The sequence below is a fragment of the Oxalobacteraceae bacterium OTU3CAMAD1 genome (genome assembly GCA_024123915.1).
Taxonomy (GTDB): domain Bacteria; phylum Pseudomonadota; class Gammaproteobacteria; order Burkholderiales; family Burkholderiaceae_D; genus Rugamonas.
This window is the reverse complement of record CP099650.1, coordinates 3,301,658-3,314,095: the sequence shown is the minus strand read 5'-3', so window position 1 is coordinate 3,314,095 and position 12,438 is coordinate 3,301,658. Positions and strand designations below refer to the sequence as shown.

10 protein-coding genes are annotated in these 12,438 nt (G+C 64.3%); 5 read left to right on the top strand and 5 right to left on the bottom strand.

The genetic code is table 11. The annotated features are described in order from the left end of the window. Window positions 1-702, bottom strand: coding sequence for a glutathione binding-like protein (locus tag NHH88_14380; protein USX16903.1), 702 nt, complete (start codon window positions 700-702; stop codon window positions 1-3). A 517-nt stretch (window positions 703-1,219) separates the two neighbouring features. Between NHH88_14380 and NHH88_14375 the strand changes: the two genes are divergently transcribed. Beyond that, window positions 1,220-1,927: a YceI family protein gene (locus NHH88_14375; protein USX16902.1), complete on the top strand. Its 708-nt coding sequence runs from the start codon at window positions 1,220-1,222 to the stop codon at window positions 1,925-1,927. Window positions 1,928-2,053: 126 nt separating this feature from the next. On the opposite strand, the gene NHH88_14370 is transcribed toward NHH88_14375, so the two are convergent. Further along, window positions 2,054-2,683, bottom strand: coding sequence for a LysE family translocator (locus NHH88_14370; protein ID USX16901.1), 630 nt, complete (start codon window positions 2,681-2,683; stop codon window positions 2,054-2,056). 162 nt (window positions 2,684-2,845) lie between these two features. On the opposite strand from NHH88_14370, the gene NHH88_14365 reads away from it, so the two are divergent. Continuing rightward, window positions 2,846-5,752: an ATP-binding protein gene (locus tag NHH88_14365; GenBank protein USX16900.1), complete on the top strand. Its 2,907-nt coding sequence runs from the start codon at window positions 2,846-2,848 to the stop codon at window positions 5,750-5,752. A gap of 23 nt (window positions 5,753-5,775) precedes the next feature. Here NHH88_14365 and NHH88_14360 read toward each other — a convergent pair whose 3' ends face one another. Continuing rightward, window positions 5,776-6,192 carry a DUF3597 domain-containing protein gene (locus NHH88_14360; protein ID USX16899.1) on the bottom strand — a complete coding sequence of 139 codons (417 nt, stop codon included), beginning with the start codon at window positions 6,190-6,192 and terminating at the stop codon, window positions 5,776-5,778. 96 nt (window positions 6,193-6,288) lie between these two features. Then, complete coding sequence (locus NHH88_14355) at window positions 6,289-7,371, bottom strand: flavodoxin family protein (protein ID USX16898.1); 1,083 nt, start codon at window positions 7,369-7,371, stop codon at window positions 6,289-6,291. A 225-nt stretch (window positions 7,372-7,596) separates the two neighbouring features. On the opposite strand from NHH88_14355, the gene NHH88_14350 reads away from it, so the two are divergent. From NHH88_14350 to NHH88_14340, 3 genes are all read left to right on the top strand, one after another. After that, window positions 7,597-7,920, top strand: a complete 324-nt coding sequence (locus tag NHH88_14350; GenBank protein ID USX16897.1) for a hypothetical protein — start codon at window positions 7,597-7,599, stop codon at window positions 7,918-7,920. Between the two features lie 76 nt (window positions 7,921-7,996). After that, entirely contained in the window at window positions 7,997-8,578 is a 582-nt protein-coding gene (locus NHH88_14345; GenBank protein USX16896.1) for an XRE family transcriptional regulator, read from the top strand. Beyond that, a complete protein-coding gene (locus NHH88_14340) occupies window positions 8,578-9,120 on the top strand; it encodes a GNAT family N-acetyltransferase (protein ID USX16895.1) in 543 nt (180 codons plus the stop codon). The genes NHH88_14345 and NHH88_14340 overlap by 1 nt, the downstream gene beginning before the upstream one ends. 205 nt (window positions 9,121-9,325) lie before the next feature. Here NHH88_14340 and NHH88_14335 read toward each other — a convergent pair whose 3' ends face one another. Beyond that, window positions 9,326-12,418, bottom strand: a complete 3,093-nt coding sequence (locus tag NHH88_14335; protein ID USX16894.1) for an NAD(P)-binding protein — start codon at window positions 12,416-12,418, stop codon at window positions 9,326-9,328. Window positions 12,419-12,438 lie beyond the last annotated feature (20 nt).

The following is a 12,438-nucleotide window of genomic DNA, read 5'->3' as shown; positions in this document are numbered from 1 at the left end:
TCACACGCCCCCGGTGCGCGACTGGCCCGTCTCCAGCATCTTGCGCGCCTCGACCGCCATTTGCTCCAGCTCCTCGGGCGTGCTGCGCTCCACGCGCGGCGGCAGTATCAACCCGCGCTTGACGGCGGGCCGCTCGCGGATCGCCGCCAGCCAGCGCTGCAGATTCGGCAGGTCGTCGACCGGAATGCCGGTCCAGTTGTGAATATTCACCCACGCGAAATTGGCGATGTCGGCGATCGAATAATCGCCGGCGAGGTATTCGTTGTCGGCCAGATGGCCGTCGAGCACGCGGAACAGGCGCTTGCTCTCGCCCTGGTAGCGGTCGATTGCCGGCTGGATCTTCTCCGGAAAGTAGCGGTAGAAGACGTTCGCCTGCCCCATCATCGGGCCGACGCCGCCCATCTGGAACATCAGCCATTGCAGCACCTTGGAGCGGCCCTTGAAATCGGTGGGCATCAACTCGCCGGTCTTCTCGGCCAGGTAGATCAGGATGGCGCCCGATTCGAACACGGCGAAATTGTCTTCCGAGCGGTCGATGATGGCCGGGATGCGGCCGTTCGGATTAATCGCCAGGAACCACGGCTGCTTCTGCTCATTGGTCGACAGCTCCAGCGCGTGCAGCGTGTAGGTCAGTTCCAGCTCTTCGAGCGCAATGGAGATCTTGTGGCCATTCGGCGTGGCGGCGGTGTAAAGGTCGATCATTTGTCTCTGCCTTTGTAGTTTGTCTAAAGAGATGATAGCCCGATTCGAAAAATGGCGCCGCTATCAATGATAAAAAATAGATAACGTCATAGTCCACGGCGGCGCAAAAAAAAACCAGCGTCATCGTGAGATGAAACTGGTCGTAAAACGCTCGAGAGCGTGGGGATGGACGGTGTCCGGCGGCGATCGTGCCGCCTGAACAAAATTTGTGCCGGGCTGTAGGGGTCCGGCAACCGGGCGCTCGGCTTAACCGCGCGCTATGGGTAGTACTTTGCCAGTTATCGGCAAAGTCAGGCTTAGGACTTCATTAAGTTTGAACCGGGGAGGGAAACTTAGGTAGGATGGTGCCGGTGTTTCAGGCCACCGGCGAGCCTGCTGAGTCATGCTTTGTGAAATCCCGCACCTGCTTGGGTACGGCGACCAACTGGAGCACGCTGGGACCAGCGAACGCATAATAATCTTACAATATGACGGCCAAATGACGCACTCGAAGATGACGCACTTGCCTAGCGCACCGATGACCCCATCGAAAACCGCGCTGCGCGGCCTGGCCGCCGCTGCTTTCCTCTCTACGCTGGCGGCGTGCTCGCCGCCGCAAGCGCCGAGCGCCACCACCGGCGCACCATCCGCTCCGTCCACGACGGCACCGGCCGCCCCGGCGCCGGCCGCGCCCTCCGCTCCGACTGCGGCGACCGTCCTGCACATCGATAGTGCCAAATCGCTGATCGCCGTCACCGTGCGGCGCGGCGGCGTGCTGGCGCGGCTGGGGCACGATCACGTGGTGGCCAGCCGCACGGTCACCGGCACGGTCGCGCCGGCGCAAAACCGCGCCGACTTCCAATTCCGCCTAGACCAGCTCACGGTGGACGAACCGGATCTGCGCCGCGTGGCCGGCCTGGAAAAGCAACCGTCCGTCGACGCCATCGACGGCACGCGAACCAATATGCTGACCAAGGTGCTCGACGCCGGGCGCTACCCCATCGTCTCGGTGCGCGCCGAGCGTGGCGCGGCCGGCGAACCGCTGCGCGTGGCGATCACGCTGCACGGCGTCACGCGCGACTATGCCATCCCGGTCGATCTGCGCGAGGAAAATGGCGTGATGACGGTCAGCGGCAAGGTCGATCTGAACCAAACGGACTTCGGCCTCGTACCGTTCTCGGTGATGGGCGGCGCCATGTCCGTACAGGACAAAATGGAGCTGCGCTTCTCCCTGGTTGCAAAATAAAAAAAGGCCCGCAGCATGGAGCGCGGGCCGAAGGTTTTCAAATCGGGAGAGACTTGAAAGAGCAAGGCCAGTATGTCAACGCCGCATGACGACATGATGACAACCGCCCGCATGAACAAACTTTTTTTATCGGGCGATGATCAGTCGCAGTCCAAGACCGACAAAAATCGCTCCCGCCACCCGGTCCATCCACATGCCGGCGCCGGGGTGGCGGTTGATCCACGCGCCCACCGTGCCCGAAAAATATCCCAGCAAACCAAACACCAGCACGCCCTGCGCCGTGAACAGCAAGCCCAGTTGCGCGGTTTGCCAACTGGCGTCGCCGCGCTCTGCCACCACGAACTGCGGCAGGAACGACAGGAAAAACAGCACCACCTTCGGATTGATCGCGTTGGCGAACAACCCCTTGGCAAACAGCTTGCCCAGGCTTTCATCGGGCAAGCCATTTCCCTGTACGCGCGCGCCGCCACGGCTGCGCAGGGCGCCGATGCCGAGCCAGACCAGATACGCGCCGCCCACCAGCTTGAGTGCGCCGAAGGCCAGCGGCGACGCCTTGATCAGCGCGCTGACGCCCAACGCCGCCAATACCGTGTGGCTCAGGCAGCCGAGCGCGCACCCCAGTCCGAAAACCATACCCTGCCGGCGCCCGCGCGACATGCCGACGCTGAGCACCATCAAATTGTCCGGCCCTGGCGAAATGGTGATCAGCAGCGCGGCGCTGAGAAAGCCGAAGAATTGTTCTGGAGTAATTAACACTGGTGTTATCCCGATGCAAAAGCAGCCATGATAACCGCCGCATATCTCAGCTGCAATATTGCCAACAAGTTGCTGGGATTCACGGTCAAATTTTGTCTTAGGCAGACTTGTTCTCGTTTAAAATGATCAAAAAACTATCCTCCAGCGGTCTTCGGAACATTAATGAGTAAAGCAAGCAAGATGCCCCACGCGCTTACCGTACCGGCCCGCCATGCCGGACGTTGCGCGTTGCTCTTGCTGCTGAGTGTGTTCTGCCTGTGGCAGCTGGCGCAGTCCGTTGCCGTGGCCGCCGAAGCGCCCGCCGCCATCGGACTGACCGCCGCCACCGAGGGCAGCGGCGTGGACCTCGCCAAGGCCGGCAGACTCTATGTGGACGAAGGCCAACCTTACCCGGCCACGGCGGAAGGATTGCCGGCACTGGTCGCCAGCCTCAAACCGGCCGAGGAAGTCGACCTGCTGGGCGGCGGCTATTGGCTGGTGGCCGAGCTGCGCAACGACACCCGCCAGTCGGCCTGGGTCATCGATCCCAACGACACGCTGATCGACGTGGTCGACATCCAGATCTACGGCAAGGACGGCAGCGTGCGCCAGATGCTGACCGGCTACCGCCAGCCGCACTCCTATCTGCTGCACTACGGCAAGGACATCGACCTGCAGCCGGGACAGCGCTACCACGTGCTGATCCGCTTCTCCAGCCCATACTATGCGCGCACACCGGTGTTCTCGGTAATGCCGCGCACTGCCTACCAGCAGCTGGTCGCGCGCGAAAACGTGCTGATCATCGGCTCCATCGGGGCACTGCTCGCGCTCACCGTGTTCAACTTCTTCATCTACTCGATCACGCGCGACCGCTCCTCGCTGTACTACTCGCTATACGTGCTGTGCTACGCGATCGCCTGGGGCATGACGTTCCACCTGTCGGCCGACCTGTTCAACTGGCACAACCTGCACTGGCATTACGTGCCGTTCTTCCTGCTGCCGGTGCTCAGCACGCTGTTCTACACCACGTTCCTGCGCCTGAAGGAGTACGCGCCGCGCCTGTATAAACTGAGCCGCATCAACATCGCGCTGCCGCTGCTGACCTTGCCGAGCTGCTTCCTGGCCCTCAGCTACGCCCACACCATCGCCACCATCGTCATCACGATCTGGATGACGATGGCCCTCACCAGCGGCATCGTGGTGTGGCGGCGCGGCTACCAGCCGGCGCGCTTCTTCGTGCTCGGCTTCGTCGCGCTGATGGTGCCCGGCCTGCTGATCCTGCCGGCCAACGTCGGCCTGATCCCGGCGATGGTCACCAACGCCCAGTTGTTCACACTGCTGGGCGGCACGCTCGACGGCGTGCTACTGGCCTTCGCGCTGGCCGACCAGATCCGGCTGCTGCGCAACACACTGGAGCAGCGCGTGCAGGAGCGCACCGCACAGTTGACCGAGGCCAAGGAACACGCGGAAGTCGTCAGCCGCCACCGCATCGACTTCCTGTCGGCGATGAGCCACGACATTCGCACCCCGCTGGCCGGCGTGATCGGCATGATCAAGTTCGCCATGCGCGACCAGTCGGTGCGCGGGCGGACCGAGGAATACCTGCGCATCGGCCTGCAAAACAGCGAATCGCTGCTGGCCATCCTCAACGACATCCTCGACTTTTCCAAGATCGACGCCGGCCGCCTGTCGATCGAGACGGTCGATTTCGACCTGATCGCGCTGATCGACGACGCCATCGGCATCCTGCAAGGCCAGGCCGACGCCAAGAGCCTGCTGCTGCGCAGCGACCTGGCGCTGGACCTGCCGCGCTACGTCAGCGGCGATCCGACCCGGCTGCGCCAGATCCTGCTCAATTTGCTGGGCAACGCCATCAAGTTCACCGATCGGGGCGAAGTGCGGCTCGACGTCTCCGCCAGGCTGAACGCCGCCGGCCGCGCCACCATCTGCTTCGACGTCACCGACACCGGCCCCGGCATCCCCGCCGACACTTTGCCGCGCCTGTTCCAGAAGTTCGAACAGGCCGACCACTCGACCACCCGCCGCTACGGCGGCACCGGCCTCGGCCTGGCCATCTGCAAGGAACTGGTCGAGCTGATGGGCGGCTCGATCACCGCCGTCAGCCAGGTCGGCGCCGGCTCCACCTTCAGCGTGACGTTGCCGCTGGCGCTGGGCACGGAACCGGCTATCGATCCCTTCAGTCTGCCGCGCAAGGAGCATCACGCCTACCGCCTGCGGGTACTGTGCGCCGAGGACGTGCGCACCAACCAGATCATCGTCAGCACGCTGCTGGAAAACATGGGCCACGACATCCGCATCGTCGAAAACGGCCTGCAGGCGCTGCACGCGCTCAGCTCGGCCGCGTACGACCTGGTGCTGATGGACGGGCGCATGCCGATGATGGACGGCGAGCAGGCCGCGCGCCTGATCCGCAGCGGCGGCAGCGAGGACTACCGCGTGCTCGATCCGGGCATCCCCATCATCGCGCTGACGGCCAACGCCAGCGACCACGACCGGGCGCGCTACCTGGCGGTCGGCATGGACGGCTTCCTCAGCAAGCCGGTCGACGAGCGCCTGCTGTACGATCAGATCGAAAAAATCATCGCCCTGCACCTGAGCCGGGGACGGCCGCTGCGGGCCACCGACGCGGCGCGGCTGACGGCGGCGCGCACCGAAGCGCTGGACCAGCAGTTCGGCGTCGGCCCTGACGCGGATGGCGGCTTGCCGCCGGACCCGGCGGCGGTGCAGATCATGCCGTTGGCGGGCATGTCGCACAAGCACATGCAGCGCATTACGCAAGCCTTCCTGGAGGAGGCGCCACGGCGCATGGAAACGGCGCGCGCCGCCGTCATCGCCGGCAATACCGGCGCGGCGGCGGCCGCCATTCACGCCCTCAAGGGCAGCGCCGGCTATCTCAGCTCGACGCACCTGCACACGCTGTGCAGCGAAATGGAATCGGCGGCCACCGCCGGCCAGTTGGTCGAGGTGGCCGACATGCTGCCGGACGTCGAGGCGGCGCTGCACAAGGCTTGCAGCGACCTGCGCACTGCCGTCGACAACGCCAGGGTGTCGGACGTCAGCAGCGCGTAGGCACGGCTTTATTCCTGCAGCGTTTAGTCCTTCAACTCGGCAGGCACCTTGCCCCCGTTTTCCGACAGCTTGATCATCACCTGCTTGTGCAGCCAGATATTCATCGACGCCGAATCGTTTTTGTCGCCGGTGTAATGCAGCTCGTCGGCCAGTTCCTTGCGGGAGGCCAGGCTGCTGTCCAGGTTGAGCAACTTGAGCAGGTCGACGATGGAGGTGCGCCAGTTCAGTGGCTGCGAATTCTGCTGCTGCATCGTCGTCAGGATCGCTTCGACATCGACCAGCGGCGTCACCGGCGTGGCGGCGGCCGGCTGTGGCGCCGCAGCGGCTGGCGCGGCGGCTGGCGCGGCCGCGGGTGCCGCAGCAGGCGCAGCGGCAGGTTGCGCCGTGTCAGGTTTCGAGCCGGGGAAAATCTTGTGGAAGATGTTGCTGAGTATGCCCATGGTGGATCCTTTCAAGGTTAATCAAATATAGACCGCCTTCGCGGCCATCCGTTCCGTCCTGCTTTTTTCGTTCTACTTTCGTTCTACTTTTCCGTATTACTTGGGCCGCGCCGGACGCACGCCGGCATCCGGCTTGGTCAACGTGCCGGCGCGCAGCTGCCCCACCGCCGCCGCCACCGAGGCGGCCACATTGCGCACCTCCCGCTGGAACATTTCGTCGCGATCCAGCGCCTGATGACTTTCGGCGTACGACTCATAGTAGCCGACATAGCGGTCCAGCGCCGCCTGCTTGCCGGCGTCGATCAATCCCATCCAGTCTAGCCAGTCCGCCAGGCCGCGCCGCAGTCCCTCGATGCCGGCCACGTCGCCATGCACCACCAGCCCGTAGGCGCGGCCGGCCAGGTGCTTGGGATAGTCCCAGCCGGCCAGCTCGAGCGCCTTGGCTTCGGCCGCCTTCTTGCCGTGCGTGGTGGTCGGATCGGGATTGCCGCCGTCGGCGCAGACCAGCCGGTCGATCATCAGCTTTAGCACCGACGGCGCCTGATACCAATAGGTCGGCGTCAGGATGATCACGCCGTGCGCGGCCACCCAGCTCTCGTAGATCTCCGCCATCCAGTCGCTGGTCTGGCGCTCGCCGTGGTTCGGATAGCAGCTGCAGGGCCAATGACACAAGGGCATCGCCGTCGACGCGCAGCCCTTGCACGGATGGATGTGCAAATCGTAGCTGGACGTAAGCAGGCTCAGGTCCAGCACATCGCTGTCGATGCCGGATTCGGCCAGCGTCTCGCGCGCCCACTGCGTCATGCGGTGGGTTTTGGACATCTCGCCCGGACAGGTGCCGTCGTTGCGCGCCGAGCCATTGATGAGCAGCACCCTCGAACGGGTTTGCGGATCTTTCTGCGTCCGCTCGGCGGCCAGCAGGCGGTCGCGGGTGGCCTTCCACTCGACCGACAGATCGTAATCGGGATCGGCGAATTGGACGCCGGCTTTTTGCGTCACCGGCGCCTTGCGCCCGTCGTGATAGTTGCTCCAGGCGACCTCCTCGACCTGCGCCAGCGCGTCCGCCACCGGACCGAAAGCGGGGTCGTAAAAGGACCGCATGAACCGCAGACGGAACTCGTTGCGGCCGAGCGGCGGCGGCGCCTGGCCGGTGCGAACCTCTGGTGTTTTTTCGGGCATGTAAGTCTCCTGGCAAGCTTTCATCGTGTCACCAAACGGGCAACTCGTCCGTGCGCGGACGAACGTTCTCTACCGAACATTCGGGTGCGTGCCATGTCGAAAGTTTCCCTCCGTGCACTCCTACATGGCCTCGGGGTGTGCGCCTACGCACTGAACAGTCGGGGCAGCTTAGGATGTGAACTCGGGGAAGGACAATGGTTCCTCCCCTTTCAAAGGAGAAGCATCATGAGCCAACCTAACAAACCGAGCGAAAAAGGTTTTAAACCCGGCGCCAACATGCCCCACGACGGCTACGATCCCGAGCGGGACGGCATGTCGGAGAGCGGCAACCACGCCGTCGGGCATCCCGGCAATGACACGCCGCACGTGAACGAGCAACACGGCCGCGCGCCGGCCCGTTCCGAGCAAAGTCTGCGCCAGGGCAACCTGAGCCGGAGTTACCAGGACAGCAAACAGGATGCCGCAGCCGCTTCGGCGGAAACCACGCACCGCGACCGCGCTGCCGGCGCCCGGGGCGACAACAGCACCGACACCAACCGTGGCCGCTAAGACGTAACCGCAACCCTTCCGCAAAAGATATCAATTCCAGTTTACTGGACATGGATTTCCTGTAAAATGGAAATCCATGGATATCAACTTACTGATTGCCCGCCGCGTGCGGGAATTGCGCGATGCGCAAAGCTTGTCGCTGGATGCCCTGGCGGCACGCAGCAACGTCAGCCGCTCGACCATCTCCTTGATCGAACGCGGCGAAAGCAGCCCCACCGCCGCCGTGCTGGATAAACTTGCCAGCGCGCTGGGTGTGGCGCTGGCCAGCCTGTTCGAGGACAAGGCCGCGCCAATCGCGCAACCGTCGCCGGTGGCGCGCGTCGCCGAGCAGCCGGTATGGACCGACCCCGCCTCCGGTTACACCCGGCGCGGCCTCTCGCCCGCCGCCCCCTCCCCGATACAACTGGTCGACGTGATCTTCCCGCCCGGGCAGCGCGTCGCCTACGACAGCACGCCGCACGGCGCCGACATCCACCAGCAAATCTGGATCATCGAAGGCACGATGGACATCGGCGTCGGCGACCAGCAATGGCGGCTGCAGGCGGGCGACACGCTCGCCATGCGGCTCGAACGCCACATCGTCTACTTCAACCCCACCGATGAACGCGCGCGCTATCTGGTCGCGCTGACCTCACAACCCGCGACGAGGAGAAACTGATGTCCGATTCAATCACCGTGCGCCGCATAGACGCCAGCGAAGCGCGGGAGCGCGGCGAGGCGCTGGCGCTGGCCCTGGCCGATGTGCTGATCGATTGCGTGGAAAGCGGCGCCTCGGTCAGCTTCATGCTGCCGCTGCCGCGCGAAAAGGCGCTGGAATTCTGGCGCGGCGTGCTGGCCGGGGTCGCGCGCGCGGAGCGCGTGCTGCTGGTGGCGGAGACCGATGCCGGGCGCGTGGTCGGCACGGTGCAGTTGATCACGGCGCAGCCGGACAACCAGCCGCACCGGGCGGACGTCGCCAAGATGCTGGTACACCGCGACGTGCGCCGGCGCGGCGTGGCCGGTTTACTGATGGCGGCCGTCGACGCAGCCGCGCGCGACGTCGGCAAAAGCGTGCTGGTGCTCGATACCGTCACCGGCGGCGACGCCGAACGGCTGTACCAGCGCGCCGGCTGGCACAGCGCCGGCACGGTGCCGAAATACGCATTGATGCCCGATGGCGCCTACTGCGGCACCACCTTTTTTTATAAACATCTGGCCTAATCGGCGATGGGGCAGTGGCGGCGCATGGCGGATTACGCTGCGCTAATCCGCCCTACGTGCCTCCACGTGGGATCTGCTGTCAACGTCCGCTAGCCGGACATCAGGCACGACGCATCGGGACGTGAAATTACGCGCGGATTTACGTAGGGCGGATTAGCGAAGCGTAATCCGCCATCTATGCGCCGCAAAAAACCGCCGTCTCCCACTAAATGAAGTCAGTCTCGCCATCGATCATCCGGGGATGGCCGCTCATCGCGCGCGAGGTCTGCATGCCGGCCATGACCGCCGCCTCCACGCAACCGGCGTTCAATCCTGTCTTGATCCAGTCGCCGGTCAGGAACAGGTTGTCGAAGCCCGATTGGTCGGTCTGCAAACGGTATTTGGTGCTGCCCACCACCGACATCACGTAGCGCTCGGACGGATCGACATTCGCCCGCCAATATTGCGCGTTGAAGCGCTGCGCGCCGGTGCCCTCGCTGGCATCGGTCAGCCACTGCCACGGAAACGCCCCCGCTGGCCCGGCCGCCGACCACAATGAGGCGATCTCCTGACTGAGCTGATTCACCGCGCCCTTCTTCGCCAGCTCCGCCATCCGTTTGGGGAAGTCCGTATCGGTGGCCGGAGGATAGCTGTCCACCGTCAACGCGCTGCAGAAGTAGGACGTGTTGCGCGGCTCCTGCCCCGCCGGCCAGTCCTCGCGCACCAGCAGCTGGTCCATCGGCGCCCACGTATCGTATGGCTCGGTGAAGCCGCTCAGCACCGGTTGCTGGCCGTCGGGCTGGATGCTCCAACCTATCTGCGCCAAATCCTTGTCCAGCCAGACCTGGTAGGCCTGCGTCGCCACCGTCTTCACATGTTCGGAGGTGGCCAGCAGCGCCGGGCTTTTCGCCAGCAATTGCGGACACAGGGCCGGCAGCGATCCGACCGAAATGCCGAACACCACCTGGTCGAAATCGACGCCGCGCTTGAGCGTCAGCGCCGGCAGCGGCTTGTCGAAGCGCTCCTGATACACGCGCGGCCAGTCGCTCCAGTAGGACTCCAGATTGATTTCATTCTCCCGCAGCAGCGCCGCCTGTTCGGGGTCGATCTGATCGTAGTTCGGCTGGCTCGGCCAGCACGCCAGGTCCTTGACGTCGACCAGCGGGTGATAGTCGTCGCCCGCCAGGTCGACCTGGCGCGTCATGCGGATGGCGCTGATCTCGCGCCCGTCCGGCACCAGCTCCTCGACCTTGTGGAAGAACTTGAACTTGACGCCGCGCTTGAGCAGCGCTTCGTACAGCGGCGTGAAGACGGTATCGCCCATCCCGGCCTGCATCTTGAACATGATGCCGCCCTTGTAGCAAAGGCCGATGCGCGCCATCGAGCGCAGCAAGGTCCCCGCCTCGGCGTTCGGCTTGGTGAAATCGCCGCCCTCGTACGCGAACACCAGATCGTAGAAGCCGCGCACCGGCGCCGAATTCACGCACAGGTCCTCGTCGCCGCCATGCTTGCGCAGCCAGTCGCGGAAATCGATATCGTTGATGACATCGAAACCATGTTTGAGCACTCCGTCGTCGAACACGCCCTTCATCACCGTGATGCCCAGGTCGAGGCAGATGAACAGCCGGCGGATGTCGTCGAGGATGTCGCCATCGGCGTGGGCGCGGTCGACCAGGCCGCGATAGCGCGTGCGCAGCCTGCCACGCACGCCGCCCAGCACACCCGCCAGCGCGTGATGCTCGCCCTCCGTATGCATGCCGGTATCGGCCGACATGTTCGCCACCATCCCGGTCAGCGCGCTGGCGGCGAGCGTCAGGTCGTCGGCCAGTTCGTTGACGGTGTTGGCCACACCCTCGGCCAGGCGGTGCAGCCAGTCCGGCAGCATGCCGCCGTGGTGCGGCTGCTCGTCCACTTCCAGCGTCGCGGTCAGCTCGTCGATGCAGTTGATCCATTGTTCGATCCAGCCCATCATCGCCACGGCCAGTTGCCACATCGAGATTTCCTGATCGCCCTCGCCCGGCTCCCCGGGCAGCGACGGGAACACGATCGACCAGTTGTGCCAGCGGTCGCCGACCTGCTCCGACAAGGCGACGTAATCGTGCTGCTTGAAGGCGTCGCGCCACGTCGCCAGCGGCGCGCCGGGCGGCCGATCGAGACTGGTGTAGGCGTCCTTGATCATCCTGAAGGCGTTGGTGTAGAAGCCGAACCAGATATGCAGGCCGTGCTCCTCGATGCGCTGGCCGTAGTCGGCGTTGCGGCCGCTCGCGCCCTTGCCGCCCAGCCGCCATCCCTGCTGATAGACGGTGATGTCGTAGTTGTTCTTCCACCCCGGCTGGTCGCTCAGATAGTAGGCCGCCGTCATCGAGCCGACGCCGCCACCAAGGACCGCGATCTTCTTCTGCGCCACGCTGGAATTGTCGATCAACTCCTCGCCCGGCTGCGCGGTGAAATCGAAATTGAGCTTGTACGGCAGGATCGCCTGCTGCGGGCCCAGTTGCAGGCCGAGCGTCTCGTGCAGCGGGAAGCTGTCGAAGGCGTGCAGCACGCATTCGTATTCATAGCCAAGCAGCGAGCCGCCGTGGATCTTCTCGATGGTGGCCGGCGCCGCGAGGATCGCCTGGTACACCGCCTTCAACCCCGCGCTGTCCGGGAACTGCTTGAGGAAGATCTGATCGATGCGCGGATTGCGCAGCAGCGAGATGATGTCATCCCAGCCGGCGGCGTCGAGGTTAAAGAAATCGGGGATCGACAAAAACAGCTTGATGGCCTCCTCGATCAGATCGAACAGGCTGTGGACCGGCGTGTCGATGCCGGTCTTCTCGGTCGCGTTCACCTCCAGCAGCGGGTGCATGGCGATTTTGGTCTCCGGCGAGAACGGGTGGAAGCCCTTCGCGGAGACGGCGCAGCGCAGCGGCTCGGCGCCGGCGGCGGGAATCTCGTACTCGCACAGGTATTTTGGATAGCCGAACAGCTCGCGGCCGTTGATCAGCGCCATGGCGTCGTCGACGAAGATATGCGCGGGATAGTAATAGATGTGGGCCAGTTCACCCTCCTCGTCCATCGCCCCCACCATAATCCAGGTGACGATGTCGATCTCGGTGATCCAGCCCTTGTTCTGGTCGACTGCCACCGCCGAATCGGCGTGGTTGACGCGCGTGAACGTCAGCAACACGTACGGCGAGATGGCCTTGAAGCGCATGCGCCGCCCGGCCACCTGGTTGAGCGTGCCGTCGAGCGTGGCCTGCAGCTTGGCCAGATCGCCCCGCACAAAGTAGCCGTACATCTCGGCGTTTTTCAATTGCAGCGGTGAATGCATCATCACCGAACCACCCTGATAAA

Coding starts and splice junctions, on each gene's coding strand:
- NHH88_14380 (USX16903.1), bottom strand. CDS start 702: ATGATCGACCTTTACACCGCCGCCACGCCGAATGGCCACAAGATCTCC.
- NHH88_14375 (USX16902.1), top strand. CDS start 1,220: ATGACCCCATCGAAAACCGCGCTGCGCGGCCTGGCCGCCGCTGCTTTC.
- NHH88_14365 (USX16900.1), top strand. CDS start 2,846: ATGAGTAAAGCAAGCAAGATGCCCCACGCGCTTACCGTACCGGCCCGC.
- NHH88_14360 (USX16899.1), bottom strand. CDS start 6,192: ATGGGCATACTCAGCAACATCTTCCACAAGATTTTCCCCGGCTCGAAA.
- NHH88_14355 (USX16898.1), bottom strand. CDS start 7,371: ATGCCCGAAAAAACACCAGAGGTTCGCACCGGCCAGGCGCCGCCGCCG.
- NHH88_14350 (USX16897.1), top strand. CDS start 7,597: ATGAGCCAACCTAACAAACCGAGCGAAAAAGGTTTTAAACCCGGCGCC.
- NHH88_14345 (USX16896.1), top strand. CDS start 7,997: ATGGATATCAACTTACTGATTGCCCGCCGCGTGCGGGAATTGCGCGAT.
- NHH88_14340 (USX16895.1), top strand. CDS start 8,578: ATGTCCGATTCAATCACCGTGCGCCGCATAGACGCCAGCGAAGCGCGG.
- NHH88_14335 (USX16894.1), bottom strand. CDS start 12,418: ATGATGCATTCACCGCTGCAATTGAAAAACGCCGAGATGTACGGCTAC.